This is a genomic window from Nonomuraea roseoviolacea subsp. carminata (assembly GCF_024172185.1).
Taxonomy (GTDB): domain Bacteria; phylum Actinomycetota; class Actinomycetes; order Streptosporangiales; family Streptosporangiaceae; genus Nonomuraea; species Nonomuraea roseoviolacea.
The window spans coordinates 9,575,373-9,602,021 of record NZ_JAMZEC010000001.1; the positions used below are offsets into that span (position 1 = coordinate 9,575,373).

25 protein-coding genes are annotated in these 26,649 nt (G+C 74.0%); 11 read left to right on the plus strand and 14 right to left on the minus strand.

Annotated elements, in window-relative coordinates:
* Nucleotides 1–17 precede the first annotated feature (17 nt).
* The 7 genes from HD595_RS44630 to HD595_RS44660 form a co-directional block, all read right to left on the minus strand.
* Nucleotides 18–1,229, minus strand: a complete 1,212-nt coding sequence (locus tag HD595_RS44630; protein ID WP_253780641.1) for a hypothetical protein — start codon at nucleotides 1,227–1,229, stop codon at nucleotides 18–20.
* A 46-nt stretch (nucleotides 1,230–1,275) separates the two neighbouring features.
* Nucleotides 1,276–2,490 carry a hypothetical protein gene (locus HD595_RS44635; RefSeq protein ID WP_253780643.1) on the minus strand — a complete coding sequence of 405 codons (1,215 nt, stop codon included), beginning with the start codon at nucleotides 2,488–2,490 and terminating at the stop codon, nucleotides 1,276–1,278.
* 84 nt (nucleotides 2,491–2,574) lie between these two features.
* Complete coding sequence (locus tag HD595_RS44640; protein WP_253780646.1) at nucleotides 2,575–3,051, minus strand: GNAT family N-acetyltransferase; 477 nt, start codon at nucleotides 3,049–3,051, stop codon at nucleotides 2,575–2,577.
* Nucleotides 3,044–3,787 carry a hypothetical protein gene (locus HD595_RS44645; protein ID WP_253780648.1) on the minus strand — a complete coding sequence of 248 codons (744 nt, stop codon included), beginning with the start codon at nucleotides 3,785–3,787 and terminating at the stop codon, nucleotides 3,044–3,046. Before HD595_RS44645 ends, HD595_RS44640 begins: the two co-directional genes overlap by 8 nt.
* A gap of 580 nt (nucleotides 3,788–4,367) precedes the next feature.
* Nucleotides 4,368–4,928 (minus strand): hypothetical protein, encoded by a 561-nt coding sequence (locus HD595_RS44650; RefSeq protein WP_253780650.1) that lies wholly within the window; start codon nucleotides 4,926–4,928, stop codon nucleotides 4,368–4,370.
* 100 nt (nucleotides 4,929–5,028) lie between these two features.
* Nucleotides 5,029–5,934 (minus strand): response regulator transcription factor, encoded by a 906-nt coding sequence (locus tag HD595_RS44655; protein ID WP_253780652.1) that lies wholly within the window; start codon nucleotides 5,932–5,934, stop codon nucleotides 5,029–5,031.
* A complete protein-coding gene (locus HD595_RS44660; RefSeq protein WP_253780654.1) occupies nucleotides 5,924–7,078 on the minus strand; it encodes a sensor histidine kinase in 1,155 nt (384 codons plus the stop codon). The genes HD595_RS44655 and HD595_RS44660 overlap by 11 nt, the downstream gene beginning before the upstream one ends.
* A gap of 271 nt (nucleotides 7,079–7,349) precedes the next feature.
* Between HD595_RS44660 and HD595_RS44665 the strand changes: the two genes are divergently transcribed.
* Entirely contained in the window at nucleotides 7,350–8,213 is an 864-nt protein-coding gene (locus tag HD595_RS44665; RefSeq protein ID WP_253780655.1) for a glycerophosphodiester phosphodiesterase, read from the plus strand.
* Between the two features lie 110 nt (nucleotides 8,214–8,323).
* Here HD595_RS44665 and HD595_RS44670 read toward each other — a convergent pair whose 3' ends face one another.
* Nucleotides 8,324–8,911: a hypothetical protein gene (locus tag HD595_RS44670; protein ID WP_253780657.1), complete on the minus strand. Its 588-nt coding sequence runs from the start codon at nucleotides 8,909–8,911 to the stop codon at nucleotides 8,324–8,326.
* Nucleotides 8,912–9,067: 156 nt separating this feature from the next.
* On the opposite strand from HD595_RS44670, the gene HD595_RS44675 reads away from it, so the two are divergent.
* Complete coding sequence (locus tag HD595_RS44675; RefSeq protein ID WP_253780659.1) at nucleotides 9,068–10,039, plus strand: helix-turn-helix transcriptional regulator; 972 nt, start codon at nucleotides 9,068–9,070, stop codon at nucleotides 10,037–10,039.
* 30 nt (nucleotides 10,040–10,069) lie between these two features.
* On the opposite strand, the gene HD595_RS44680 is transcribed toward HD595_RS44675, so the two are convergent.
* A complete protein-coding gene (locus tag HD595_RS44680) occupies nucleotides 10,070–10,537 on the minus strand; it encodes an ATP-binding protein (RefSeq protein WP_253780661.1) in 468 nt (155 codons plus the stop codon).
* 158 nt (nucleotides 10,538–10,695) lie between these two features.
* Here HD595_RS44680 and HD595_RS44685 point away from each other — a divergent pair, with 158 nt between their 5' ends.
* The 4 genes from HD595_RS44685 (at nucleotide 10,696) to HD595_RS44700 (ending at nucleotide 14,961) form a co-directional block, all read left to right on the plus strand.
* Complete coding sequence (locus tag HD595_RS44685; protein WP_253780663.1) at nucleotides 10,696–11,163, plus strand: adenylyltransferase/cytidyltransferase family protein; 468 nt, start codon at nucleotides 10,696–10,698, stop codon at nucleotides 11,161–11,163.
* A gap of 218 nt (nucleotides 11,164–11,381) precedes the next feature.
* Complete coding sequence (locus tag HD595_RS44690; protein ID WP_253780665.1) at nucleotides 11,382–13,454, plus strand: TRAP transporter permease; 2,073 nt, start codon at nucleotides 11,382–11,384, stop codon at nucleotides 13,452–13,454.
* Entirely contained in the window at nucleotides 13,451–14,404 is a 954-nt protein-coding gene (locus tag HD595_RS44695) for a TAXI family TRAP transporter solute-binding subunit (RefSeq protein WP_253780668.1), read from the plus strand. The genes HD595_RS44690 and HD595_RS44695 overlap by 4 nt, the downstream gene beginning before the upstream one ends.
* A 98-nt stretch (nucleotides 14,405–14,502) precedes the next feature.
* Entirely contained in the window at nucleotides 14,503–14,961 is a 459-nt protein-coding gene (locus HD595_RS44700; RefSeq protein WP_253780670.1) for a DUF1850 domain-containing protein, read from the plus strand.
* Nucleotides 14,962–14,973: 12 nt separating this feature from the next.
* Here the strand turns inward: HD595_RS44700 and HD595_RS44705 are convergent, their stop codons facing one another.
* Nucleotides 14,974–15,948: a magnesium transporter CorA family protein gene (locus HD595_RS44705; RefSeq protein ID WP_253780672.1), complete on the minus strand. Its 975-nt coding sequence runs from the start codon at nucleotides 15,946–15,948 to the stop codon at nucleotides 14,974–14,976.
* Nucleotides 15,949–16,662 (minus strand): DUF72 domain-containing protein, encoded by a 714-nt coding sequence (locus HD595_RS44710; protein ID WP_253780675.1) that lies wholly within the window; start codon nucleotides 16,660–16,662, stop codon nucleotides 15,949–15,951. It lies immediately after the preceding gene.
* A 206-nt stretch (nucleotides 16,663–16,868) separates the two neighbouring features.
* On the opposite strand from HD595_RS44710, the gene HD595_RS44715 reads away from it, so the two are divergent.
* The gene (locus tag HD595_RS44715; RefSeq protein WP_253780677.1) at nucleotides 16,869–18,185 is read left to right on the plus strand and encodes a YibE/F family protein; all 1,317 of its coding nucleotides are present in this window, start codon (nucleotides 16,869–16,871) and stop codon (nucleotides 18,183–18,185) included.
* Here HD595_RS44715 and HD595_RS44720 read toward each other — a convergent pair.
* Nucleotides 18,131–18,988, minus strand: a complete 858-nt coding sequence (locus tag HD595_RS44720; protein ID WP_253780678.1) for an NAD(+)/NADH kinase — start codon at nucleotides 18,986–18,988, stop codon at nucleotides 18,131–18,133. The two genes, HD595_RS44715 and HD595_RS44720, sit on opposite strands and share 55 nt — an antisense overlap.
* Before the next feature lie 284 nt (nucleotides 18,989–19,272).
* Here HD595_RS44720 and HD595_RS44725 point away from each other — a divergent pair, with 284 nt between their 5' ends.
* The 4 genes from HD595_RS44725 (at nucleotide 19,273) to HD595_RS44740 (ending at nucleotide 24,415) form a co-directional block, all read left to right on the plus strand.
* Nucleotides 19,273–20,898: an ABC-F family ATP-binding cassette domain-containing protein gene (locus HD595_RS44725; RefSeq protein WP_253780680.1), complete on the plus strand. Its 1,626-nt coding sequence runs from the start codon at nucleotides 19,273–19,275 to the stop codon at nucleotides 20,896–20,898.
* Between the two features lie 356 nt (nucleotides 20,899–21,254).
* Nucleotides 21,255–22,700 carry an MFS transporter gene (locus HD595_RS44730; RefSeq protein WP_253780682.1) on the plus strand — a complete coding sequence of 482 codons (1,446 nt, stop codon included), beginning with the start codon at nucleotides 21,255–21,257 and terminating at the stop codon, nucleotides 22,698–22,700.
* 476 nt (nucleotides 22,701–23,176) lie between these two features.
* Entirely contained in the window at nucleotides 23,177–23,461 is a 285-nt protein-coding gene (locus tag HD595_RS44735) for a hypothetical protein (RefSeq protein ID WP_253780684.1), read from the plus strand.
* Nucleotides 23,462–23,647: 186 nt separating this feature from the next.
* Entirely contained in the window at nucleotides 23,648–24,415 is a 768-nt protein-coding gene (locus HD595_RS44740) for a sulfite exporter TauE/SafE family protein (RefSeq protein ID WP_253780685.1), read from the plus strand.
* A 323-nt stretch (nucleotides 24,416–24,738) separates the two neighbouring features.
* Here the strand turns inward: HD595_RS44740 and HD595_RS44745 are convergent, their stop codons facing one another.
* Together HD595_RS44745 and HD595_RS44750 are read right to left on the minus strand one after the other, a co-directional pair.
* On the minus strand, nucleotides 24,739–25,215 hold the full coding sequence (locus tag HD595_RS44745; protein WP_253780686.1) for a hypothetical protein: 477 nt from the start codon (nucleotides 25,213–25,215) through the stop codon (nucleotides 24,739–24,741).
* A gap of 15 nt (nucleotides 25,216–25,230) precedes the next feature.
* The gene (locus HD595_RS44750; RefSeq protein ID WP_253780687.1) at nucleotides 25,231–26,631 is read right to left on the minus strand and encodes a helix-turn-helix domain-containing protein; all 1,401 of its coding nucleotides are present in this window, start codon (nucleotides 26,629–26,631) and stop codon (nucleotides 25,231–25,233) included.
* Nucleotides 26,632–26,649 lie beyond the last annotated feature (18 nt).

Below are 26,649 nucleotides of genomic sequence, written 5' to 3' on the forward strand. Positions count from 1 at the left end.
GATCCGTCCCAAGGGACTCACGACTGCCTGAAGCCGGTGACCTCGCGGTCCCCGATCCTGGTCGGGGCGTTCGCGTCGGCGACCCGGTACCAGGCGACGGCGAAGGCGGCCACGGCCGGCGCCAGGCCGGCGCTGAGCACGGCCACGGTGCCGAGTCTGCTGCCCAGGAGCTCCACGGCGGGACGCAGCGCCGGGTTGAACCGCGCCGCGATCCCCAGGCCCACGATGGCCGCCGCGCTCACGCCGGAGAACACCAGCGCGGCCATGAAGATCCGGTCCAGGTCGCGCACCGTCTGCATCAGGGCCTGGGCGAGACGCCGGGTCCGCTCGGCCACGTGGACTCCCGCGGCGACGAACTCGACGATCCGGGCGTCGGCGGCCTCCATCGCCGGTCCCGCCCAGGCGGCCGCGATGGCCTCGCGCACGGGGCCGGTGTCGTGGCCGAACAGCGCGCCGCACCGGTCGGCGATCTCGATCCAGCCGGCGATGGCCCGATCGACGTCCTCGTCCGAGGGCACGACCACGGCCGACCACGCGAGCCCCGCGGCCACGGCGGTCCAGGAGAACGTCTTGGCGGTGGTGATGTTCAGGCGCGTGCGGTCAGTGGTCCTGGCGAGCCGGCTGAGCCGATTCTCCCTGAACTCCTTGGCATAGCCGCGGTCGAATGACGCGACGTCGTCGCTCAGTTCCTGGATGAACGCGCGGCCAGCGCCCACGTCCCGGTCGAGCGCGTCATTCGCGAACCAGGCGTACCCCCTCATGGCGCCGCCGCCCATCGCGAGCGACGGACCTCCGACGGTCTTCCAGGGAAAGGGTTCGTCCTCCAGGTCGTAAGGGTCGTACTTGTCCTTCGTCTCGGGCGCGAGGGGCAAGGTCGACGGCGTCTCCTGGGCCTTCCGCACCGCCTCGAGGACGCGGCCCAGTGCCGCGCTCATGGTCGTGTTGATGTCCTCCGCGTGGTCGTAGCCGTCGAGGGTCCGCCTCATCCGCTCGGCGAGCCTGGTGCCCTCGCGCTGCCCGCGCAGGAACTCCTCGCGCAGGTCGTCCCAGATCCTGCCGTACTCGTGCCGGGCGGGCCACTCCGCCGCCGCCCCCAGCGCCAAGGTCGGCAGCGAGACCCGGTCGCCTCCATAGGCGAGGCTCCCCAGCCCGGCCGCCCACTCCTCCAGCATCCCCGCCACCGCGCCGAAACCTGGCCGCGCGTACCCGAATCCCTGCCCGTCACCCATCGGACCGCCCGCCTCCCGTCATGATCGGCATCATGCCACGGGGCACTCAGGACCGCCGGAAGCCGGTGACCTCGCGGTCGCCGATCTTGGCGGGCCGGTTCGCGTCGGCGGCCCGGTGCCAGGCGATGACGGCGGCGGCCAGGACCGGGACCAGGTTCGCGCTGAGCATGGCCACGGTGCTGAGCCTGCTGCCCAGGAACTCGACGTAGGGTCGCAGCGCGGGGTTCAGCCGCGCCGCGAACCCCAGGCGGATGATGGCCGCCGCGCTCACGCCGGAGAACATCAGCGCGGCCAGGAAGACCCCGTCCAGGTCGCGCACCGTCTGCTCCAGGGCCTGCGTGAGCCGCCGGGTCCGCTCCGCCAGATGCACCCCCGCGGCCACGAACTCGACCATCCGGGCGTCGGCGGCCTCCATCGCCGCTCCCGACCAGGCGGCCGCGATGGCCTCGCGCACCGGGCCGGTGTCGTAGCCGAAGAGCATGGCGCACTGGTTTGCGATGCTGTTCCAGCCGGTGACGGCCCGGTCGATGTCCTCGTCGGAGGGCACGACGACGACGGACCAGGCCAGGCCCCCGGCGATGGCCGACCAGGAGAACGCCCTGGTGGCGGCGATGTTCAGGCGGGTGAGCTCGGTGGACTTGGCCAGCCGGCTGAGCTGCCCCTGTTCCACCCGGTTGGCGAAGCCGAGCCCCGACTCCATGTTGCGTGCCTTGTCGGCGGCGAAGAGCGCGCGCTGTTCACCCTCATAACGGCGTAGTGAGTCCTCCGCGAACCCGGCCTTCCCCCACCCGAGGACGCCGACGCCTGTGAGCACCTCGCCGCCGATCGCCTTCCACGTGGTGGGCCTGTCGCGATGGCCGCCGAAGGTGTAGGGGTCGTCGTCGGCGGCGAAGTATTCACCCTCCCGAACCGGCGGCGTCTTGGCCGCATGGTGCACCGCCTCGAACACCAGGCGCAGTTTCGCGCTCATCGCCGCGCCGGCGGCGTCCGCGTCGGCGTAGCCGGCGCCGGTCTGCCTGGCCTTGTCCGCCAGCCTGGAGCTCTCGCGCTCACCGAGGCGGAACTCCTCGCTCAGCTCGGCCCAGATCTTCCCGTACTCGTACCGGGCCCCCTCCCCCGCCGCGCCGAGCGACAGCGTCGGCAGGGCCACCGAGTCTCCCTCGTACCCCAGGACCCTCAGCCCGCAAGCCATGTTCGCCAGCATCGAGCTGATGCCCTCGAACGGGTTCCCCTCGTACCCGAACCCTTGCCCACCACCCATGCGGCCGCCTTCCCTTGCACACCCCTGTTCTTGATCGCAAGACGATACCGCTCTCCGGGGCGGCGCCATGCCCGGTCGGCAGAGCTAGTCCAGGACGAACAGGATGTGCTCGTCCGCGCCGTGTGTGACCGTGCCCACGCGCCGGAACCCGCACCTCTCCAGCAGCCGCACCGACCCGGTGTTGCCGGCGAACGGGTCGGCGTACAGGGGGCGGGCCTTCTCGGCCTGAAGGAACAGCGTCAGCGCCCGGGTGCCGACGCCGCGCCCCCAGAACGCGCGGCCGAACCAGTAGCCGAGGAAGCGCCGCTCCCCCTCCCACCAGGCGACGACGTTGCCCGCGAGCGCGCCGTCCACGACGGCCGCCTGGACGAGGACAGTGGGATCGGCCAGGATCGCGGTGCGCCAGTGGGTCATGAACCTGTCGCGCTCACGGGCCGGAAACCTGGAGCGCCGGGTCGCCTCCGGGTCCTGCTCCTGCTCGAAGAAGACCGCCAGGTCCTCCTCCACCACGTCGCGCAGGCTCACGTCCACGGCCCGCAGGCCGCTCGGGTCGTCACTCATGACCGCCGAGTCTGGCAGGCGCCACCGACAGATCCCGGTGACGCGGCTCCTCCCACAGGTCCAGGGCGGCGCGCAGCTCCCGCTCGGCGCGGGGCGAGCGGGCGCCGGCCAGGCCCTCCCTGAGCAGACGGGCGGGGGCGGGGCCCGCGAGCCACGCGTCCACGGCGGCGTACCACGCGTCTCGGCCGGCCACCCGGCCGCGCCAGTCCCGCACGAGGGCGGCCACGTGCCGCGCCGCCGCCTCCTCGCCTGCCGTCTCCTCCCACGCCGCCAGGTACGGGGCCGGGTCCAGGCGGAACTCGCGGCCGATGATCTCCAGCAGGTGGGAGGCGTCGAGCTCGCGCGGGTAGGCGCCCAGCGTCTCGCGCCACCAGAGGCCGACCGCCGCCACGACGGCGTCCCTCTCGTCGTCCGGCCAGTCGTGCCAGTGCGCCGCCGCCCGGCCCGCCAGGATCGGCCCGACGAACCAGCCGTCCATCTCCTCGGTGATCAGCAGCTCCAGGAGGCGCGGGAGGTAGTGCCTGAAGTCGGCCTCGCCGCCCCAGGTCGAGTGGTTCCAGGCGTACGGTTCGAGGGCTTCGGCGCCGAGGGAGCGCAGCGGGCCGGTGCGGGCGGCCCGCACCAGTTCCGGGGGGACGCAGTGGTCGCAGACGACGGTGTCCTCCGGGAGGGGGTGCCGGGAGAAGGTCTCGTAGAGGTGGTCCAGCGCTGTGCGCAAGTCGGGGTCCGTGCTCACCTCACGGGATGCTAGACCGCCCGGGGGCGCGCCACGCGCGACTTCGCAGGATGCGGCGGGTCGCCGGGGACGCGGGTCGCTCCGGGGGAGGTCACTCCGGGGAGGGCCGGTGGAGGGAGGCGGCCTGGACGCCCGCCTGGAAGGGGGTCTGGGCGCGCCGAGCCTGCTCATCGACGACGGCGTCCGCGGCCAGGCGATGACCGCGCGGTCCACGAACATCTACTCGGCCGCGGGGCGAAGACCGAGCGCCGGGGCGCCCAGCCCCGCGTGCCCGGCACGCCCGTCTTCTCACCCGAGACCGTCGCCGAGGACACCGGCGCCGGCCCCGTCATGATCACCATGCCGAGGTTCAAGCTGCCGGAGGGGAAGGAGGAACGGTGGGCCTGCGCGTCCAGGCGGCCGACGCCGAGGGGAACACCGTCGAGCAGACGGTCAGCCGGGCCCACGGGCTCACGTGACCCCCGGCTGACAGGCGGCAGCCTCACGGGCGGGGCGCGGGCGGTCCCCTCCACCCGCCCGCGCCCCTACGGGGACCCGCCGGGGCGGCGCGCGCCCGACGCGCGCGCCGCCCCGGTCGCGGTCAGCCCTGGACCACGGTGAAGCGGGCGTGGATCTGGGAGGAGGCCCCCGTCCCGAACCGCGTTCCGTTCACCACCGCCCCGTACCCCGCCCCGCTCGCCCAGTCCAGGGTCATCACCCCGGGCCGGGACGAGAAGTCGATGCTCGCGACCATCTCGGTGAAGGCGCTGCTGCCGCCGATGGCCGAGGACCCGTGCGCGTTCAGGCTCACCCGGTTGCCGTTGATCTGGTAGCGGCCGCGCAGCGGGTACAGGTCGGTGCGGACGTCGGTGGTGGTGAAGGCGAACGTGCCGTTGTCGAAGAAGGTGAAGACGGCGTTGGCCACCCGGGCCTGCGCGCGGGCGCTGGGCGTGCCCTTGACCTGCTGGAAGGACAGGAGCCGCCCGACCCGCAGCACCACCGCCGCCCGCGCCCGGGCCGCCGCCTGAAGACCTTCCGCCCGGTACGCGGTCGCCGTCGCCGCGTTCGCCGGGGCCGGCGCGACCAGCGGCGCGCCCAGGCCCGCGAGCAGCGCCGCCCCCGCCAGGATCCGCCGCCCGCCCGTCCAGTGCTCAGTGCCCATGTTCCCCTCCGGTCCTGCCGTCGTCACCTCATGAGTACCGGCCGTTGGAACGGTCCGGTATCCCCGGAAAGCTGGGGATTGCCACCGGTACGGCGCTGTGCTAGGGAAGGATGCCCAGCTCGTTGGCCCAGCGGATGGCCGCGCTGAGCGGCGCCAGGTTGCGGCTCTCGCCCGGATGGCAGGCCACGTACTTGTCGCGCACGCCCGCCAGCAGGTCCGACACCCGGTCCTCGCCCACGCGCAGCTCGCGGGCCGCCTCGTGCCGGGTCATGCCGAGATGGCCGACCAGCCGCACCACCTCCCGCTCGCGCGCGGTCAGCCGGTAGCGGCGGTCCCTGCGGCGACGCCGTACGACCTCGAAGACCCGCGCGACCAGCGCGTGCAGCTCGGCCTCGGGCACCCCGGCGCGCCGCGCGGCCTCGGCGGCGCTGTCGCCCTGGGCGAAGGCCCGCACGACGCCCAGCTCCACCGGCCCGAGCTCGCCGTCGGCCAGCGGGCGGCGGCGGACGTCCTCCAGGACGTAGCCGGCCAGGCGGGCCGAGACGTGGTGGTGGCCCTCGACGACGGCGGCGACCGCCGAGACGAACTCCGCGGGCACGGACGTCTTCTCCACGAACCCCCGCGCCTCCTGCTCGATCGCGTCGAGCACCTGCTCGGGCGTGGCCACCCCGGACGTGGCCAGCACCCGGCAGCCGTGCGAGGACAGGTGCCGGATGGCGCCGCCCCACGACAGGCCGGGCAGGAGCCGCAGGTCGCAGATCGCGACGTCCGGGGCCAGCGCCCAGTCGATGTCCTCCACGTCCGTGACCGGGGGCAGGACCGCGAAGCCCGCGTCCAGCAGCCGCAGCGTGATGGACTCGGTGACCGACGGATGGTCGTCGACGATGATCAGCTTGGCGGATGCCGCCCCGGGGACCGCGCCGTGGCCCGCTCCGGAGCCCGCGCCGGGACCGTGGCCCGCTCCGGAGGCCGCGCCGGGACCGCCGCCGGGGTTCTCATCCGGCATGGGCGGCTTCCGGCCAGCGGATCGCGACGCGCGTGCCCGCCCCCGGTTCGGAGGTGACGTCACAGACGCCCCCGTGCCGCGCGACGGCGGCGAACGTGCGCAGGAAACCGCCGCCCGGCCGCACCTCGTCCGCCCCGAACCCGCGCCCCCGGTCGCGGATCACCACCTCCAGCCGGTCCGGGGCCGCCTCCACGAACAGGTTCGCGCGCGCCTCCTCGCCCGCGTGCTTGAGCACGTTCGTGAGCGCCTCGCGGGCCGCCGCGGCGACGGCCTCGCCCACCTCCTCGGGCGGGTCGCCGTCCACGAGGATCACCGACGTCAGCGCCAGCCCCCGCGCGATGTAGGCGTCGCAGACCTCCTCCATGAGCTGCTCGAACGGCAGCTCGTCGGCGGCGCGGGGGTCCATGATGAAGCGGCGCGCCCGGTTCGCCCCGAGCCGCGCCGCCCGCGCCAGCCCGGGGTCGACGTGCTGCCCGGCGGCGACGTGGTCGACGATGGGCAGCAGGTGGTCGTGGATCTCCCGGTGGGTGAGCTCCCGGTGCCGGGTGATCATGGTGAGGCGCTCCTGCTCGGCGAGCAGCCGCTCGGCCCGCCGGGTGGCGTCCTGGGCCTTCTCCGCCGCGTCCGCCAGCGTGCGCAGCTCCCGGCCGATCAGCACCGCGATGGCGTACCAGAGCAGGAATCCGAGCAGGTCGGAGACCACCTTGATGGCGTAGTGCGGGTAGAGCGCGAGCGGCCACGACAGGCACAGCGCCGCGAGCCCGGGCACGGCCCGCCGGCCGAACCCCAGCCCGAACCCCATCGCCGCCGACGCGACCAGGCTGAACGGCAGGAACTCCGTCGTGATCACGTTGCGGTCCGCCGGGAACGCGGCGCGCGTGCCGACGAGCATGACCACGACGCAGAACACGACGTCGCCCCAGATGAGCAGCGGGTCGCGCAGGTCGCCCGAGCGCCAGGCGCGGCGGAAGAACCACGCCGCCTCGGTCGTGGCCGCCAGCGCGGTGACGACGGACAGCGCCGGGTACGCGAGATCGTTCCAGCCGAGCAGCGGGATGTAGACGAAGGGCGTGGTCCCGGCCCGGGTGTAGGCGATCATCCTGGCCATGCGCTCCTCGGTGTGGCGCTTCACCTGGCCCGACACCACACCTCCTCGGCAGCCCCTCCGCAGACCTGGAGCCCCCGACACCCTCGGCCCTCGCTCCGGACATCGCCGCGACCGGCGGGTTGGTTACGCGCGGCCCGCCCTTTTCCTGACATGTCCTGAGCTGGTGAGTGGCGCGGGGGACACGCTACGCCCACCTCGCCGCCATATCCCTCACTCGACATCCCGGAGTAACCCGGATCTCAACCTCAGGTCATGCACGATTGTCAGGTTCAAGGGCGGAACCGCTCCCCCGGACCCGAGGAGACCCATGTTCCGACGACCCGGCCTCGTCATCGCGACCATGCTGATCGTCCTGGCGGCCGTCACCCCCCTGCCCACCTCCGCCGCCTCCGCTGCCTCCCCCGGGGAGCGGCCCCTCGCCGTCGCCCACCGGGGCGCCTCCGCGTACGCGCCCGAGAACACCCTCGCCGCCTTCGAGCTGGCCGCCGACCAGGGCGCCGACCTGTACGAGCTGGACGTCCAGGAGACGCGCGACCACCGGCTCGTCCTCATGCACGACACCACGCTGGCCCGCACCACCGACGCCGAACGCGTCTTCCCCGGCCGGGCGCCGTGGCGCGTGTCCGGCCTGTCGCTGGCCGAGATCCGCAAGCTGGACGCCGGCTCCTGGTTCGGCGGCGACTTCGCGGGCGAGCGGGTCCCCACGCTCGCCGAGACGCTGAGCGCCATGGACGGCAGCGGGATGGGGCTGCTGCTGGAGATCAAGGCGCCGCACCTGTACCCCGGCATCGAGGCCCGGATCGCCGCCGAGCTGCGCCGCCACCCCGCGTGGCTGGAGCCGGGGCGGCTGGTGGTGCAGTCGTTCGACTGGGACTCGGTCCGCCGCTTCCACGCGCTCATGCCGGACGTGCCGGTCGGGCTCCTCGGGACGCCGTCCGTCGGGCGGCTGGCCGAGCTGTCCCGCTTCGTCGACCAGATCAACCCGCCGTACCAGGACATCACCTCCGACTACGTACGGCGGGTCCACGCGCGCGGCATGCGGGTGCTCACCTGGACCGTGGACGACCCGGCGGTCATGCGGCGGCTGCTCGGCCACGGCGTGGACGGCGTCATCTCCAACCGGCCCGACGTGGCGAGGGACGTCCTCGACGAGGACCGCCGCGCCGCCTGACGCCACGCCGCCTGACGCCGCCGCTTTCGTGACCGGGCCGCCTTCGAGGCCGCGCCGCCTTCGAGGCCGCGCCGCCTTCGAGGCCGGGCCGCCTTAGAGGCGGGAGCCCGTCAGCCGACGCCGAAGGCCGCCAGCGTGACCCAGGTGCTGGCGACGCCCACCAGGGCGCCGGCTCCGACCTGGGCCGCCGTGTGGTGCGCCAGCCGTACCCGGGCCCAGCACACCAGCCCCACGACGGCGCCCCCGGCGAGCACGGTGGGCACGGGCGGCAGGACGTGCGCCAGGACCACCACCGTGCCCGCCGACACGGCGGCGTGGAAGGAGATCTTCCACCGCAGCGTCACGGGTACGGTCACGGCCAGCGCCACGAGCATGCCCGTGACGGTCGCCACCAGCAGCCTGGGCGCGCCGAGGACCACGAGCAGCACGAGCGCGACCAGCACGGCCCCCACCGCCGACAGCAGCGGCCCGGTGCGGCGGGCCCGGTCGACGATGTGGTGGGAGTCCAGCCGCCCCGACCGCACGCCGAGCGCGATCACCGTGGCGGGCACGCCGCCGCACAGCGCGGAGGCCAGCAGGCCCCACGCGGCGCCCACCCAGCCCTGGGCCAGCAGCCCCACGAGCGGCGGCATGGCGATGACCAGCACCTGCGGTGCCAGCATGTCCGTCACCCTGCGCGCCACCTGGTCGGCCGTCATGCCAGCACACATTACGCGATCATGGGGGCCGATCCGCGCCCGCACCACGCGCGCGTTCCCTTCGCGGACACGCCCCTCGCGCCGTGCCTCACGGTGCCGGGAGCGACCGGCAGCGTGGCTGAGCGAAAGGCCGGGCCTGGTGGGATATAAAGAACCGTGGCCGAGATCACCCTGAACGTCCGCCAGTTGCAGGCGTTCGCCGAGGTCGGCTACGAGGTCGCCGGAGGGGGCGGCGCGCACGGCGCGATGGCGGCCCTGCGCCGGGTGGTGCCGCTCGACGCGTACGAGTTCGTCGCGTTCGACCCCGCCACCGGCCGGCACCACAGCGTGGTCTCCGACGGCCATCACCGCATCGACCGCGACGCCGCCGAGGAGTACACCGGGCTCGACGCCTACCGGCGGGCGATGGCCACCCGCACCCCCGTGAGCATGCCCGAGCCCGGCACCGAGCGGTACTTCCGCCGCCACCTCGCCCCCTACGGCTGGACGGCGGGGCTGACCGCGCCCCTGTTCCTGGCCGAGGGACGCTACACCGGCCTGCTGCACCTGGCCTCGCGCGACGCCTTCGCGGAGCTGGCCGAGCCGCTGATCACGGCCGTCGCGCCGATGCTGGCGCACGTCACCGACCTGACCCGGTGCGTCATCGACCCGGTGGGGCTGCCGGCCGGGTTCCACGCGGTGACGTTCGACCGGCAGGGCACCCGCCGGGAGGTGCCGGGGTTCACGGCGTCGGCGGCGCTGACCGGGGAGCCGGGGCTGGCGGCGCTGGCGCGGGCGTTCATCGACGCCAGGGAGCTGAGCCGGCACGGGCTGTGGCTCGGGCGCGACGGCCGCTGGCACGAGCTGCGCCTGCTGCGCGCCGGGGTGGGCTTCCAGGGGACGATCCAGGGGGCGGTGGTCGCCGAGCGGCCGTGCTCGCTGCCGTACGAGCTGACGGGGCGCGAGGTGGACGTGCTCACCCGCGTCGCGGCCGGCGACTCCAACCCGCAGATCGCCGCCGCGCTGGTGCTCAGCGTGCGCACGGTGACCACGCACCTGGAGCACATCTTCACCAAGCTGGGCTGCGACAGCCGTACCCGGCTCACCACCAAGGCCCTGGCCGAGGGCCTGTGCCGCCTCGACCTCTGAGGCACCGGCGGCCCCGCGACCACCGGGCGGTCATCCGGCGGCCGGGGCGAGCTCGAACCAGACGGTCGTGGCCCCGCCGGCGCGGCTGAGCCCCCAGCGGTGGCTGAGCGCCTCCAGCAGGGGCAGGCCGCGCCCGTTCGTGGCGTGCCCGCCGTCCGGGTCGCGCCGGTCCCCCGTCGTCCGGCAGGCGCACGGCGGCTCGTCGGAGCCCGCGTCCGCCACCCAGACCCGCACCGCCGCCCCCGAGGCGCGCACCGCCACCGTGAACCAGCCGCCCGCCCCGGAGCGGGAGTGCAGGACGGCGTTGGTGGCCAGCTCGGTGGTCAGCAACGCGCAGTCGTCGTAGAGCGGGTGGTCGCGGCCCAGGACCGCCGCGACGAGCCGCCTGGCCCTCGGCACCTGCGACGGGACTCCCCGGAAGCGCAGCATCAGGTCGCGGGTGCCCCGTGTGCGCGCCTCCGTCCCCTGGTCCGTGTCGTGCGCGTGCGTCGATGTCACGGCGGCCTCCCCCAGTACGGCGACGTCATAAGACGCGCGACCACAAGGCAGGAGATGTCGCCAAAAGGTAGGAACGCCCTTTCCCATGGTCACCCGCACGGCCCCTCCGCGTGACCGAGTAGTCTGCGATCGACGCATCGACGAGGAGGAGTCCCCACGTGAGCAGCCTGGAGGCCGTCTGGGTGCAGCCGTACGCACAGCCGGGTGCGGCGGTCGTCACCGGCGTGTTCGACATCCTGCACGTGGGCCACGTGCGCTACCTGGGAGCGGTCGCCGCGCGGGGGCTGCCGCTGGTCGTGGGGGTGGAGGACGACCCGCGGGTGCGCGCCTGGAAGGGTCCGAGCCGGCCGCTCAACCCGGCCGCCGAGCGGGCCGAGGTGATGGCCGCGCTGCGCTTCGTCGCGGGCGTGTTCATCGTGACGGGCGCGCCGCAGGCGCACGGCCCGGAGGACTACATCGACCTGCTGGCCCCCATGCGGCCGGGCGCGCTCGCGCACACCGCGGGCGACCCGCACGCCGGCGGCCGGCGCGCCGCCGCCGCGCTGCTGGGTGCCGAGTGCTGGGAGCTGGAGGCCATCCCCGACCGCTCGACCACCCGCATCGTGAACGCGGCGGGCAAGGGCTGAGCCGAGCGGCCGACGGTGCGGCGCACATGACGCCTTTCCGGAAAGCGGGCCGCTTTTCCGGTCGTCCATCATCGTCATTTTCGGGCGGTAATGCCGAATAGTCGTGACCCTTTTATGGCGACTCCATGATCTTTCTTGTCAAGGAAGGGTAACGAACCCTTCCCTCCGCCGGTAAAGCGCACATACATTCCCCGCAACGCCGTTTCGGGGAGGACCTTGTGACCGAGCTGAGCGATCGCGCGCCGGAGCTGGCGGCGGCCCACGAGCAGGAACGCCCCGCCCGCGTGCTCACCGGCAGCCTCTGGCTCGGCGTGCGGATCCTGGGCGGCCTGCTGTCCGTCTACTCGCTGATCGTCGTGTTCCGGCCGGTCGAGGCGCTGGAGCAGCGGATGACGTTCCTGGCGGTGGCGCTGCCGCTGGTGTTCCTGTGCTACCGGTCGGGATGGTCGTCGCTGGTGCGGCGGGCGCGGGGACGCTTCCGCCCGGAGGACGACTCCGGCCCGGCGGCCGGGGACCCCGACCCGGTCACCTCCCCGGCCTCGGGCGTCGCCGGGGTGCCCGCGCGGACCGGCGAGCCCGGGGAGGCGGGAGCGGACGCCGGCGAACGCGGCGAGCGGCCCGGCGTGGCCGACTGGCTGCTCGCCGCGGCGTCCGTCGCCGTGCTGCTCTACCCGTTGCTCGACATCGACGCCTTCCGCGACCGCGGCTCCGGGTCGGCGCTGACGACGCTCGACGTGGTGGCGGGCGTGGCGCTGACCGTGCTGCTCCTGGAGGCCGTACGGCGCACGGTCGGCTGGGCCCTCACCATCATCTGCATAATTTTCTTAATTTATGCCTTTTTCGGGGCGTATTTGCCTATCACCTGGCCGATCGGGCACCGCGGATTCGACGTCTCGCAGATCGTGTCGCAGCTCTACACCGGCACCGAGGGATTCTTCGGCGTCCCCCTCCAGGTGGCCGCGAGCTACATCATCCTTTTCACCATCTACGGCGCGGTCCTCGACTTCTCCGGCGCCAGCAAGTTCTTCATCGACCTCAGCTTCGCCGCGTTCCGCCGCTCGCGCTCGGCCCCCGGCCGGACGGTCACCCTGGCCGGGTTCCTGCTCGGCACCGTGTCCGGCTCCGGCGTGGCGACCACGGTCAGCCTGGGCAGCGTCGCCTGGCCGGTGCTCAGGCGCGCCGGCTACCCGAGGGAACCGGCCGGCGGCATCCTCGCGGCCGGCGGCATCGGCGCCATCCTGTCGCCGCCGACGCTGGGCGCGGCGGCGTTCATCATCGCCGAGCTGCTCCAGGTCAGCTACCTGGAGGTGCTGCTCTACGCGACGATCCCGACGCTGCTGTACTACCTGGGCATCTTCCTGGCCATCGAGGTCGACTCGCGCCGCTTCGGGACGCGCGCCGTCGAGGTGGACGCGCCGGGCGCGGGCCGCCTGCTGCTGCGCTTCGGCTACCACTTCAGCTCGCTGATCCTCATCATCGTGCTGATGGCGCTGGACCGCTCGGCCTTCCAGTCCGTCGTCGTCGCCACCGCGATCGCCTTCGCCCTGTCGTTCCTCGACCCGGCGCACCGCATGGGGCCGCGCCGGGTCGGCGAGGCGCTGGCCAAGGGCACGCTGGAGGTGCTGCCGGTGACCGCGGTGTGCGCGGCGGCGGGCATCATCGTCGGCGTCATCACCCAGACCGGCCTGGGCCTGAACCTCAGCTCGATCATCGTGGACGTCGCCGCGGGCAACCTCCTCCTGACGACCCTGCTCGCCGGCGTGGCCGTCATGCTGCTGGGGCTGGCCGTGCCGGTGACCGCGAGCTTCATCATCGCCGCCGTCATCATCCGGCCGGCGCTCACGCAGCTCGGCGTCTCGCCGGCCGAGGCGTACATGTTCGTCTTCTACTACGCGGTGCTGTCGGAGGTGAGCCCGCCGACCGCGCTGTCGGCCGTCGCCGCGGCGGCCATCACGGGCGGCAACACGTACAAGACCATGATGATGACCTGGCGCTACACGCTGCCCGCGTTCCTGGTGCCGTTCGCGTTCGTGCTCACCCCCAACGGCCAGGCCCTGCTCGGACAGGGCCCGATCGGCACCGTGCTGCTCATGGCTGCGGTCTCGGCCGTGGCCGTGGCGGCGCTGGCCATGGCGACCGGCGGGCTGCCCGGCGTACCCGAGCGGCTGCTCGCGGCGGTCGCGGCCGTGCTGCTGCTCTTCCTCGAACCCGTCCCCATCGCCGCCGGCCTCGCCGTGCTGGCCCTCGCGGCGGCCGTCCACCTCATCAGGCAAAGGAGACACCGAACGTGAAGCGGATCATCGCGGTGCTCGCCTCCGCCGTCCTGGCCGCCGCGGCGGCCGGCTGCGGCGGCGGGGCGGGCGGCGGGCGGGGCAACCGGCTGTCGATCGCCACCGGCGGCACGACCGGCGTCTACTACGTGTACGGCGGCGGCCTGGCCAAGCAGCTCACCTCCGGCATCGCCAACACCCAGGCGACGGCGTCGGTCACCTCCGCCTCGGTCGAGAACATCAAGCTGCTCGCCACCGGCAAGGCCGACATCGGCTTCTCCCAGGCCGACACGGCCGCCGACGCGGTCAACGGCACGGGCACGTTCACGCAGAAGCAGCCGATCAAGGCCATCGCCCGCATCTACGACAACTACGCGCACGTCGTCGTCGCCCCCGGCGTCAAAGCGGAGAAGGTGGCCGACCTCAAGGGCCGGCGCGTCTCCATCGGGCCGCCCAACTCCGGCACCCAGGTCGTGGCCCGGCGCATGCTGGAGGCCGTGGGCCTCGCCCCCGACACCGACGTCAGCAAGCAGCAACTGTCGATCAACGAGTCGGTGCAGGCCGTCAAGGACGGCACCATCGACGCGTTCTTCTGGGTCGGCGGCCTGCCCACGGCGGGCATCGTGGACCTCGCCACGAGCCGCCCCGACATGCGCATGCTCGACACCTCCGACGCCCTCGCCGCCATGCGCGCCAAGTACGGGGAGGAGTACGTCGGCCTCGACGTCGACCTGTCGATCTACAAGCTGAAGGGCGCGATCAAGACGGTCGGCGTGGCCAACATGCTGCTCGTGCCCGACTCCATGAACGAGCAGCTCGCCTACGACGTCACCCGCGTGCTGTACGAGCGCAAGGCGCAGCTCGCGGCCGTCCATCCGGAGGCGAGCAAGCTCGATCCCACGCTCGGGCAGCAGACCGCCCCCGTGCAGCTCCACCCGGGCGCGGCCCGCTACTACAAGGAGAAGGGCTGACCCGCGGCCGGTCCGTCCACGGCGGATCGGTCCACGGCGGGACGCCCCACGGCGGCTCGGTCCGGGGCCGGGTCGTCCTGGCCGGGGCTCTCGCGGGCGTGCTCGCGCTCGCCCCGGCCGCCGGGACCGGGCGGCCGGCGGTGGCCGGGCTCGTGCTGCCGCCGTCCGGCGTCTTCGCCCTCGCGTACGTCCATTCGGTCTACCGGGCGCCGTCGGCGGAGGTGTTCACGGCGCACGGCGGCCGGTTCACCATGTGGGCCGTCGTCTCCACCAGCGGCGGGGTCCTCGACTACTACGCCCTCGACGGGACGCGCTCCCGCACCCCGGACGGCGGCCGGCTGCTGCGCCTGGCCGTCCCCGTGACCTACGACGAGCTGCCGCTCATCGCCACCCCGATCGGCCGCCGCACACTCGTCGCGGGCGGGCGCTGCCTGCCGCTCTTCCCGGCCTCGGGGGCCCGCGAGCTCACGCTGACAGTACGGCCCGCCCTGGACGACCGGGGCGGCCCCTGCCCGCCGCTCTATAGGTGGCTGCGTTCAGCAGACGACTACAGGTAGCCGACATCGGTACTACAACCAGTCCCTCTTCTTGAACGCGGCGTACAGCCCCACGGAGATCCCGGCGATCAGCACGGCCGACAGCCAGAACCCCCAGCCGCTCCCGTAGCCCGGATAGGGGACGTTCATCCCGTAGAAGCCGGTGATGAGCGTGGGCACGGCGATGATGGCGGCCCAGCCGGTGAGCCGCTTCATGATCTCGTTGAGGCGCATGCCCTGCTGGGCCAGCCGGGTCTCGCGCAGGTTGGCGAGCTGGTCGCGGGTGGATTCGAGCCACTCGTCGACGCGGATCACGTGGTCGTAGACGTCCTCGTAGTAGGGGGCCATCGGGCTGCCGGCGACCAGGCCCTTGTTGCGGCGCAGCAGGGTGCCGAGCACCTCCCGCATGGGCATGGCGATCTTCCGGAAGCGGGTGAGGTCGCGGCGCAGCTCGTAGATGGCGCGCTGGAGGGCGCGGCCGTCGACCGGCCGGTCCTCGTCGAAGAGCTGCTCCTCCAGGTCCTCGACGCGCCCGTCGATCTCCTCGACGTAGTCGAGATGGGCGTCCACCACGTAGTCGAGCAGCCCGTGCAGCAGGAAGGAGACGCCGTTGACGCCGAGGCTCTCGTCGGTGGCGTCCCAGCGCCTCATGACCTGGCGGATGTCGAAGCGCTCGTCCTCGCGGAGGGTGACCAGGGCGTTGGCCGTGACGAAGACGTCCACCTCGACCGGGGCCAGGCGCCCGTGGTCGATGTGGATCCCGTAGACGGTGATGAACAGGTGCCGGTCGTAGATGTCCACCTTGGGGCGCTGGTGGCCGGAGACGACGTCCTCGACGGCCAGCTCGTGCAGGGCCAGCTCCTCCCGCAGGACGCCGAGGTCCTCCCGCGTGGGGTGGCACAGGTCGAACCAGACCGTGTTGTCCGGGTCGCTGACGTACTCGGAGACGTCCTCGACGGGGAAGCCTTCTTTTTCGAGGACACCGTTGCGGTACAGGCGTGTGTGCACCTAAAGCAGTCTCCCAAAGCGGATGGCGTTGCGCACCGCCGCGCCTCCCGGATCGTTGTTGAAGTAGACGTAGGCGTCCTGCCAGCCCGCGTCCCGGACGCGCCCGGCCCAGGTGCGCAGCGACGTGTCGCCGTACGAGGGCCTGGGCGTGGCGCGTCCCTCGTGCAGCCGCACGTACCCCCAGGAGGCGGTGCGCCAGAACGGCGCCACCGGCCGGCCGAGGCGGTCGGCCCAGCACAGGGCGGCGCCGCGCGCCTCCAGCACGGCGCGGACCTCGTCGCTCCACCACGACGCGTGGCGGCACTCCACGGCGACGCGCACGCCGCCGGGGAAGGCGGCCAGGCAGCGGTCGAGGCGCTCGGGGTCGGCCTTGAACGTCGGCGGGAGCTGGACGAGCACCGGGCCGAGCTTCTCCTTGAGCCGGGAGGCGGCGTTCATGAGCCGCTGCACCGGCTCCTCCGGGTCGGCGAGCCGCTTGATGTGGGTGAGGTACCTGCTGGCCTTGACCGCCATGACGAACCCGTCGGGCGTGCGGTCGCGCCAGCCGGCGAACGACTCGGGCGAGGGCAGGCGGTAGAAGGCGTTGTTGCTCTCGACGGTGGGGAACGTCCCGGCGTACGTCTCCAGCCAGAGCCGCTGCGGCACGCCCTCGGGGTACAGGACGCCGCGCCAGTCCTTGTACTGCCACCCCGAGGTGCCCACCCAGGTCGTCATGGGGTCCGCCTACCCGCGAGGGCGGCGAGTACCCGGCCCGGGGTGCGTTACTGTCACTGATCGCGACACTGGGGAGGGGTGCGATGGGCGCCGGTCACGGCCATGGTCACGTGCACGGGCAGGGACAGGGTCACGGGCACGGACATGGGCACGGGCACGGGCAGGGGCGTCGGCGCAGGGGGGCCGGCGCTCCGCGGCGGGCGGTGGTGGCGACGCTGGCGGTGCTCGTGCCGCTGGCGGTGGCGACGGTCGTCCTGCTCGTGGCGCTGTGGCCGACCGGGCGGGCCGCGACGCCGGCCGGGACGGGCCTCGACCAGCTCGACGGCACGGTCGTGGCCGTCCACCCCGGGCCGTGCGGGGAGTTCCCCGAGGGGGCCGCGCCGCCGGACCCGGCGACCTGCGGGCACGCGACCGTGCGCGTCGAGGAGGGACCGGACGTGGGGCGGGACGTGCGGCTGGCCCTGCCCAGGGGGCCGGGGGCGCAGCGCTTCACGGCGGGCGACGCCGTGGTGCTCATCCGCGTCGCCGGCGGGGCGGAGGGGGACGGGTCCGCGGCGGACCAGGCGGCCGGGGGCGAGGAGGCCGGGGAGGTGACGGCCGGGGACGAGACGGCCAGGGGCGAGACGGCCGGGGAGGAGGCCGCCGGGGAGGAGACGGCCGGGGACGGGGCGGCCGCGGACGGGGCGGAGTACCAGCTTTCGGATCATGACCGGGCGGGTGCCCTGTGGCTGTCGGCGGTGGCGTTCGCGCTGGCGGTGATCGCGTTCGGGCGCTGGCGCGGGGTCACGGCCCTGGCCGGGCTCGCGATCACGTTCGTGCTGCTGCTGGCGTTCGTGATCCCGGGCATCCTGGAGGGCGAGCCGCCCATGCTGGTGGCCATCGTGGGCGCGGCGGCGATCATGCTGACCGTACTGTTCCTGACGCACGGGTTCACGCTGACGACCTCCATGGCCGTCCTCGGCACGCTGGCCAGCCTCACCCTGACGGGCCTGCTCGCGTACGGGGCGATCACGTTCGCCGAGCTGACCGGGGTCACCGACGACAGCTCGTTCATGCTCGGCTTCAGCACCAGGATCGACACGCAGGGGCTGCTGCTGGCGAGCGTCATCATCGGCGCGCTCGGCGTCCTGGACGACGTGACCGTCACCCAGGCGGTCACGGTCACCGAGCTGGCCGCCGCCGACCCGTCGTACGGCTGGCGGCGGCTCTACCGGGCCGGCAGCCGGGTCGGGCGCGCGCACATCGCCTCGGTCATCAACACGATCATCCTGGCGTACGCGGGGGCGTCGCTGCCGCTGCTGCTGCTGTTCAGCGTGGGCGCGCAACCGCTGGAGGAGGTGCTGACGACGCCGGTCATCGCCCAGGAGATCATCCGCAGCGTCGTGGGCACGCTGGGGCTCATCTCGGCCGTGCCGATCACCACGGCCCTGGCCGCGCTGGTCGCCACCCGCCGCGACACCCCCCGTGGTCAGCCGGCGGCCGTGCTGCCCTCGACGCCCAGCTTGCGCCGCGCCCGCTCGTAGAACGTGCTGCCGACCCGCACCACGTTGGCCGCGCCGGGCACCGCGACGATCGACACCTGGTCGCCCGGGCACAGGTGGGCGTGCACCGCGCCGTCCACCTCGACGGCCACCCGGCCGCTGGTCGGCAGCACCTCCAGCATGACCTCCTCGTCGGCGGGCAGCACCAGCGCGCGGTTGAACACCGAGTGCGCCGCCGCCGGCACCACCAGCACCGCCTCGACGCGCGGCGAGACGATCGGCCCGCCCGCGGAGAAGCTGTACGCGGTGGACCCGGTGGAGGTGGCCACGATCACCGCGTCGGCGGCGTAGCGCACGAACGGGTCGCCGGCCGGGGTGACGCTGATGGCCGCCAGTCCCTCGCCGGGGATACGGGCCAGCGCGATGTCGTTGAACGCGGTGACCTCCTCCTCCCCCAGCTTGGCGCGTACGGCCATGCGCGGCTCGACGGCGTAGGCGTGGGAGTCGATGGCCGACAGCGTGGCGGGCAGGTCGCGCACGTCGATCTCGGCGAGGAAGCCGAGCCGCCCCAGGTTGACGCCGAGCACCGGCGTGCGGCGCCCGGCGATGAGCCGCATGGTGCGCAGCATCGTGCCGTCGCCGCCCAGGCTGACGAGCAGGTCCGACCGCTCGACCAGGGCGTCGGCGTCCACGGGCACCGCGCTGCAGTCGATGCGGCCCACCTCCTCGGGCAGGCCGAGCACCGTGACGTGGCGCCCGTCGGCCCAGCGGAGGATGTCCCTGATGGCCTCCGCCGAGTCGCGTCGCGGGTGCAGCACCAGCCCGACCGTTCCGACCATTCCCATGGCCACCACCCTAGCCGCGCCGGTTCCCGGCACGCGGAGCGCGGGGCGGGATGCTAAAGTGGGAGGCTCTTTCGTGATCGGGCGGCCGGAGACCGCGGCGCCCGCGGGCAACAGGAGACCAGTCATGGCAGGTGACGACGACATCTCCGGGTGATACCGGAGACCGGCCGGCCCCGGCAGGCGCAGTTGACGCCGCCGACGTGGCCCCCGTCGTCGTTCCCTGATCCCTTTCCCCTTCGCCGGGCGGCTGTCGCGCGCCCGGGATTACGTACGAGGTCTCCCGCATGTCCGACGCGTCCATCGTCTGCTCCCGCCTGTCCTTCTCCTGGCCGGACGACACGCCCCTGTTCACCGACCTGTCCTTCACCGTGGGCGGCGGCCGTACCGGCCTGGTCGCCCCCAACGGCGCCGGCAAGAGCACGCTGCTCAAGCTCATCGCCGGCGAGTACCGGCCCCGTGCCGGGAGCGTGTCCGTCGGCGGCGTGCTCGGCTACCTGCCGCAGAGCCTGCCGCTGGCCGGCGACCTGACCGTGGCCGAGGTCCTCGGCATCGCCCCGCTGATCGCCGCGCTCGACGCCATCGAGTCGGGCGACACCCGCGAGGAGCACTTCACCACCATCGGCAACGACTGGGACATCGAGGAGCGCACCCGCGCCCAGCTCGACCGGCTCGGGCTCGGCGACCTCGCGTTCGACCGCGCGCTGCGCACGCTGAGCGGCGGCCAGATCGTCTCGCTCGGCCTGGCCGCGCAGCTCCTCAGGCGGCCCGACGTGCTGCTGCTCGACGAGCCGACCAACAACCTGGACCTGGCCGCGCGCCGCCGCCTGTACGACGTGCTCGGCGACTGGACCGGCTGCCTGCTCGTGGTCAGCCACGACCGGGCGCTGCTCGACCGCGTCGACCGCGTCGCCGAGCTGCACCGGGGCGAGGTCCGCTTCTACGGCGGCGACTACGGCGCGTACGAGGAGGCCGTGCGCACCGAGCAGGAGGCCGCCGAGCGGACCGTGCGCAGCGCCGAGCAGGAGCTCAAGCGCGAGAAGCGCGAGATGCAGCAGGCCCGGGAGCGGGCCGAGCGGCGCGCGGGCAACGCCGCCCGCAACCTGAAGTCGGCCGGCCTGCCGCGGATCTTCGCGGGGAACATGAAACGAGGCGCGCAGGAGTCGGCCGGCCGGGCGGGCCAGATGCACGCCGCCCGCGTCGGCGACGCCAAGGCCCGGCTCGACGAGGCCGGCCGGGCGCTGCGCGACGACCAGCGGATCGCGCTGGAGCTGCCCGGCACCAACGTGCCGGCCGGGCGCACGGTCTTCCTCGGCGAACACCTGCTGGCCCGCGGCCTGTTCGCCGAGCCGGGCGTCGACCTGACCGTGCGCGGGCCCGAGCGCATCGCGCTGACCGGCCCCAACGGCGCCGGCAAGTCCACCCTGCTGCGCCTGATCAGCGGTGACCTGGAGCCCGACGGCGGCAGGACCGTGCGCGCCGACGGCCGGGTCGCCTATCTGTCGCAGCGGCTCGACCTGCTCGACGCCGAGCGCACCGTGGCGGAGAACCTGGCCGCGTTCGCCCCCGCCATGCCGGACGCCGAGCGGATGAACCTGCTGGCCCGCTTCCTGTTCCGGGGCGCGCGGGCGCACCTGCCGGTGGGCGTGCTGTCGGGCGGCGAGCTGCTGCGCGCCACGCTCGCCTGCGTGCTGTTCGCCGAGCCGGCGCCGCAGCTCCTGCTGCTCGACGAGCCGACCAACAACCTCGACCTGGTCAGCGTGGGGCAACTGGAGGGCGCGCTCACCGCGTACGAGGGGGCGTTCGTGGTGGTCAGCCACGACGAGCGGTTCCTCGCGGAGATCGGGGTGGATCGATGGCTGGAGCTGTCCGGCGGCCGGCTCCTGGAGACCGGCGCGCCGCCGGCCGAGTGACCGGGGCGGGCGCCGTCCCTCCGGCGGCGCCCTCCCTCCCTCTCCCGTCCTCGCCGGTCCTCGCCCGTCTCCCTTCCCGTCCTCGCCCGTCCCCTCCCGTCCTCTTTCCCGTCCTCCCCAGTCCCCGCCCGTCCCCTCGTCCGTCCTCCCTAGTCCCCGCCCGTCCCCTCATCCGTCCTCCCCCGTCCTCGCACTCTTCACGTCCTCTCCCCGTCCTCAACCCCCTGCGGCCCTTGGCGCGTTCACCCCCTTCGCGGCCTCGCTCCCGGTGCGCATCCCGTTTCGCCGGGCGCGGAAACCGCAATCCTCGGCGTCGCGGCGCTGACGCGCCCGCCTGACGGGGGAGGAATGCACGCGTGAAGCAGGAACGCCTTCCCCCGTCGCAGCCGTCCGAGCCGCGCGCCCCCGTGCCCCCTGCACCCGCCCCCGGCCCCGGCCCCGACGGCGGCACGTCCTCCTCCGACGGCCGGCCCTCCGCCGATGCCGCCGATGCCTCCGACGGCCCGCCCTCCGCCGAGGGCGGGCGGGCCGACGCGCCGCGCGGGGTGCGCCACTCCCTGCGGGCCTTCCGCCACCGCGACTTCACGATCTTCTGGGGCGGCGCCCTGGTCTCCAGCACCGGGAGCTGGCTCAGCAACCTGGCCGTGCCGTACGTCCTGTACGAGATCACCGGCAGCGCCTTCTGGGTCGGGCTGGTCAGCCTGGCGCAGTTCCTGCCCAGCGTGTTCCTGTCGCCGGTGGGCGGGACCCTGGCCGACCGGCGCTCCCGCAAGCGCATCCTGCTGGTCACCCAGTCGGGGATGGCCGTCTCCGCGCTGCTGCTGTGGCTGGTGTGGACGTCCGGGCAGCGCGACCCGGTGGTCATGCTCGTGCTGGTGAGCCTCGGCGGCGTCTTCGCGGGGTTCAACATGCCGACCTGGCAGTCGTTCGTCAGCGACCTGGTGCCGCGCGGCGACCTGCACTCGGCGGTGACCCTGAACAGCCTCCAGTTCAACACCGCCCGCTCGCTCGGCCCGGCCCTCGCCGGCCTGCTGCTGGCCGTGCTGGGGCCCGCGTGGACGTTCCTGCTGAACGCGGTGTCGTTCCTGTTCGTGCTCGCGGCGCTGGCGGCGATCCACCCGCGCGCGGGACGGCCCCAGCAGGCGGCGCCCGCGGGGATGACCCGCCGCTTCCTCGCCGCGCCCCGCTACATCCGGCGTCAGCCGGGGCTCGTCATGGCGCTGGTGGTATCGGTGCTGGTGGGGGTGCTCGGCCATCCGATCTTCCAGTTCACGGTGGTGTTCGCGGGCAGCGTCTTCGAGGCGGGGCCGGTCGGGCTCGGGCTGCTCAACGCGGCGCTCGGGCTGGGCGCGGTCGTGGCGGCGCCGCTCGTCTCGGGCTGGCACCACAAGCTGCGGCTCGGCCTTGTGGTGCGCTGGGGGCTGGTGCTGTACGGGCTGTCCATGATCGCCTTCGGGGCGGCGCCGGGGTACGCGTGGGGGGTCGCGGCGCTGATCGTCGTGGGTGGATCGTTCCTGGCGGTCATCTCGTCGGTGAACACCTCGATCCAGGTCATCGTGGCCGACGGGATGCGGGGGCGGGTCATGGCGTGCCGGATCATGACCTACACGGCGTCGCTGCCGGTGGGCGGGCTCCTGCAGGGCGTCGTCGCCGACTGGGCCGGGCCGCGCTGGGCGGTGTGCGGGGCGGGGGCGCTGATGGCGGTGGCGGCGGTGACGCTGATGCGCCTGCGGGGGCGGGCCCGGCTGGACCGGCTCGACGACCCGCACGACGACAGCCACCTGGTGGGCTCCGCCTCCTGACCTGAACGGTTGTTTCACGACATTCGCGGATCCGGGGGTTCGTGACCGACCCAAAGGAATCCGTTTCGCATACCCTCACCCGCAAGAGGGTTCGCCTTTCCCCGTACCCGAGGGCGTTTCCCCGGACGGAGCGCGAGACGCCCGGGAAAGGCCCGCGACAAGCGCCGCCGGACGAGCCGACGCCACCACAAACCAGCAGGCAGACTGAATTTACCCGGCTCGGAGCATCCTTTGGCCGGGCACGGAATTCCCCCACGCGGCCTCGCCAATCCGCACATATCAGATATTTCACGCCGTGCAGTGATATATCCGGAAATAAGGCTTTGCCTCTTGCCGGGAGACGCCGCCCACCACCCCCCTTAGCCTGAGTTCAGTGCGCCGCATCCGGCGTATCCCGGGAAAAACCGAATTCGACGCTCCAGCCAGATCGCCGGTCATGTCCGGAAGGCGATCCTCATCTCAGGGAGTGATCTCTGATGCTCAAGCGTCTCGTCATCACCGCCGCTCTGGCGGGTTCCACGCTCGTCGTGGGCGGCGCGGCCACCACACCGGCCGCCAACGCCGCCCCCAAGTGCGCGACGCCCTCGTCCCAGCACGTCACCTCGTCCGCGGCCAACAGGTGCACGTGGCGCTGGTGGCACGGCCGCCAGTGCAAGTACTGCTGGCGCCACGGCGCCTGGGAGCTCCAGTGGTGCAAGGGCCACTGGGGCGGAGGCGGCGGAGGCGGCGGCGGCGGAGGCGGCGGCTGGTGGAACCACTGACCCGCGCCACGCGGTGACCGGCGGGGTCGCGCGGGACACGCGCCCGCGGGACCCCGTCCCCGCCCAGGGCGACGACCCTTCGGCCCCGGTCGAAGGGTCGTCCTCCTATGCTCCGAGGATGAGCTCCCGCCCCGACCTCCTCGTCGCCGCCGACGCCGCCGCCACTGCCGCGCGGGACCGCGCGGCGTGACCCTGGCGCAGCTGCTCGCCGTCTTCGCGGCGGGAATCGCCGCCGGCGGCCTCAACACCGTCGTCGGCTCCGGCACGCTGATCAGCTTCCCCGTCCTCCTCGCCGTCGGGCTCCCGCCGGTCACCGCGACGGTCTCGAACGCGCTCGGCCTGATCCCCGGCTCCGTCGGCGGCGCCATCGGCTACCGCAAGGAGCTGAGCGGCCAGGGCCGCCGGCTCGTCCGGCTGGGCGCGGGCTCCCTGGCCGGGGGCGTCACGGGGGCCTCGCTCCTGCTGGCGCTGCCGGCCACGGCGTTCGAGACGATCGTCCCGGTGCTGGTGACGCTCGCCCTCGTCCTGATCGCCCTGCAGCCCTGGATCGGCGCACGCGTCAGACGCCGCCGGGAGACGTCCGGGCGGCCGGCGCGTCCCGACGGCGGGCCGCTGCTGCTGGCGGGGCTGACGCTGGCGAGCGTCTACGGCGGCTACTTCGCCGCCGCCCAGGGCATCATCTACCTGGCGCTCATGGGCGCCCTGCTCGACGAGAGCATGCAGCGGCTCAGCGCCGTCAAGAACGTGCTGGTGGCGCTCGTGAACTCCGCCGCCGCCCTGTTCTTCCTCGTCGCCGGGGAGTTCGACTGGACGGCCGTCGGGCTCCTCGCGGCCGGTTCGGCCATCGGCGGCCGGCTGGGCGCCACGGTGGGCCGCCGGCTCAGCCCGCGGGTGCTCCGCCTCCTCATCCTGGGGGTCGGGACCGTGTCCCTCGGCCAGTTGCTGCTGCGCTGACCACCGGTTCCCTCGCCCGCGAGCCGGTCCGGGAACTCCGCCACCGTCGCCGGTGCGCAGGGGTCACCCGCGCGCCCGCCGCGCGGCAGGTCACCTTCTCCGCGGAGCCGGTCGAGGTGAGCGTCGCGGGGTCAGTCGCGGTAGGCGCCGCACGGCCAGACACGGTGGGCGTCGCGGGATCAGTCCCGGTAGGCACCGCACGGCCAGACATGGTGGGCGTCGCGGGGTCAGTCGCGGTAGGCGCCGCACGGCCAGACACGGTGGGCGTCGCGGGATCAGTCCCGGTAGGCACCGCACGGCCAGACATGGTGGGCGTCGCGGGGTCAGTCGCGGTGGGCGCCGCGCGGCCAGACGACGTGGACCGGGATCCCGCGGTCCACGGCCTCGGCGACCACGTCGGCCGTGCCGCCCACGCCGCGGGCGGGCAGCCCGTCCCACACCGCGAGCAGCTCGTCGGCGCCGTCCAGCATGCGGCGTCCGGCGGCCAGGTGCGACTCCGAGGTCGACTCCACGAACGGCAGCCGGTGCACCCGCGCGGCGTGCTCGTACAGCTCGTCGTAGGCCCGGTGCGCGCCCTCGGGCAGCGCCTCGCGGTAGTCCTCGGCGGGCACCACCGCCTCCAGCGACCCGCCGAGGTCGAGGACCGCGCGGGCGAAGATCTGGTCGGCCCCGTCGGCCAGGCACGACAGCCCGACGAGGAGGGCGCCCTGCCCGGCGAGCGCCTCCCGGATCGCGCCGTCGACCAGCTCGGCCGTCTCCGGCGGGAGTCCGCGGTGGCCGGTGAACGCGATGCGGGACATGGCGCTGCCTTCTTCCTAGGTGATCGTCGCGAGCAGTCTCTCGTCGAAGGTGCGGACGGTGGCCGTCACCGGGCCCGTGTAGGCGCGGCGGAAGCGCCGGGCACGGTGGATGATCCGCTCGGAGCCGTACGTGACGCCCACGGCGAGCGCGGTGGAGACGGACTGGAACGCCTCCTCGTGCCGCCCGGCCATCGCCTGGGCCGCCGCCATCTCGGTCAGCAGGACGCCGCGCTGCTTGACCGCCGGCCGGCCCGCCGACAGCGACTCCGACAGCGCGCTGCGGGCCTCCTCGGCGCGGCCCAGCCGTACCGACACCTGACCGCGGTAGCCGGCCAGCTTGGCCTGGTCGAAGGGGAACACCCACGGCCAGGGCGGCGCGCCCGACCGCTCGCCGGCCGCGACCGCGCTCTCCGCGCGGCGCAGCGCCGTGCCGGCGGCCTCGGCGTCGTGCCCGGCCGCGTGGCCGAGCGCCTCGATGCTGGCCAGCCACGCGCCGGCGGTGGCCGGCGGGCGCTCGCCCAGCTCGCGCCGCGCCTGGGCGACCAGCGTGAGCGCCAGCACCGGGTCGTCGGCTTCCACCTCGAACGCGGCCCGGCTGCCGATCATGTACGCGGCCAGCAGCGGGTGCCCGGCCTGGCGGGCGCTCTGGACGGCGAGCCGGTAATAGGTGCGGGCGGTGCCCAGGTCCTGCATGTCGCCGTGCAGCCAGGCGGCGAACCCGGCCGCCTCGCTCAGCCCGGCCCGCAGGTGCCCGGCGGTGTGGGCGTCGGCCCGGCCGGTGACCTGGTCGCCGAGGACGTGGTCGAGGACGCGGCCGGCCAGGTCGACGTGGGCGACGGCCTCGCGGGCGAGCTGCCGCGCGGGCGTGCCCGGCTCCAGCCGCCGCCGGGCGCGCGTGACGCTGGTCAGGCTCTGGGCGGCCGACTCGTCGAGCCGGATCCGCGTACCGCCCGCCGGGCCCTGCGCCGCGGGTCCGTCCGGCCGGATCCGAGTGCCGCCCGCCGAGCCCTGCGCCGCGGGTCCGTCCGGCCGGATCCGAGTGCCGCCCGCCGAGCCCTGCGCCGCGGGTCCGTCCGGCCGGATCCGAGTGCCGCCCGCCGAGCCCTGCGCCGCGGGTCCGTCCGGCCGGGCGGGGTCGTCGCTTCCGGACGCGCCGAAGCGGAGCAGGTGGAGCGGCACCCCGAGCCGTACGGCCACCTCCCGCACCTGGCCCACGGTGAGGGGCTGCCGGCCGCGCACCACCTTGGACACCCAGCTCTGCGAGTATCCGACCACCTCCGCGAGCTGCGCCTGGGTCCATCCCCGCGCCTGGCGGATCTCGTCGAGCAGCGCCGGCACGTCGCCGTCGGCGAGCGCGGCGGCGACGGCGGGCGCCGTCCAGAAGCGGGACGGCAGGCGTTCGGGGGGTCGCGTCACTCCGTCAGGCTATGCCGC

Excerpts from the sequence above, each read along its gene's own strand:
- HD595_RS44630 (WP_253780641.1), bottom strand. The coding sequence starts at position 1,229 with ATGGGTGACGGGCAGGGATTCGGGTACGCGCGGCCAGGTTTCGGCGCG.
- HD595_RS44635 (WP_253780643.1), bottom strand. The coding sequence starts at position 2,490 with ATGGGTGGTGGGCAAGGGTTCGGGTACGAGGGGAACCCGTTCGAGGGC.
- HD595_RS44640 (WP_253780646.1), bottom strand. The coding sequence starts at position 3,051 with ATGAGTGACGACCCGAGCGGCCTGCGGGCCGTGGACGTGAGCCTGCGC.
- HD595_RS44650 (WP_253780650.1), bottom strand. The coding sequence starts at position 4,928 with ATGGGCACTGAGCACTGGACGGGCGGGCGGCGGATCCTGGCGGGGGCG.
- HD595_RS44655 (WP_253780652.1), bottom strand. The coding sequence starts at position 5,934 with ATGCCGGATGAGAACCCCGGCGGCGGTCCCGGCGCGGCCTCCGGAGCG.
- HD595_RS44665 (WP_253780655.1), top strand. The coding sequence starts at position 7,350 with ATGTTCCGACGACCCGGCCTCGTCATCGCGACCATGCTGATCGTCCTG.
- HD595_RS44670 (WP_253780657.1), bottom strand. The coding sequence starts at position 8,911 with ATGACGGCCGACCAGGTGGCGCGCAGGGTGACGGACATGCTGGCACCG.
- HD595_RS44710 (WP_253780675.1), bottom strand. The coding sequence starts at position 16,662 with ATGACGACCTGGGTGGGCACCTCGGGGTGGCAGTACAAGGACTGGCGC.
- HD595_RS44720 (WP_253780678.1), bottom strand. The coding sequence starts at position 18,988 with ATGGGAATGGTCGGAACGGTCGGGCTGGTGCTGCACCCGCGACGCGAC.
- HD595_RS44725 (WP_253780680.1), top strand. The coding sequence starts at position 19,273 with ATGTCCGACGCGTCCATCGTCTGCTCCCGCCTGTCCTTCTCCTGGCCG.
- HD595_RS44735 (WP_253780684.1), top strand. The coding sequence starts at position 23,177 with ATGCTCAAGCGTCTCGTCATCACCGCCGCTCTGGCGGGTTCCACGCTC.
- HD595_RS44745 (WP_253780686.1), bottom strand. The coding sequence starts at position 25,215 with ATGTCCCGCATCGCGTTCACCGGCCACCGCGGACTCCCGCCGGAGACG.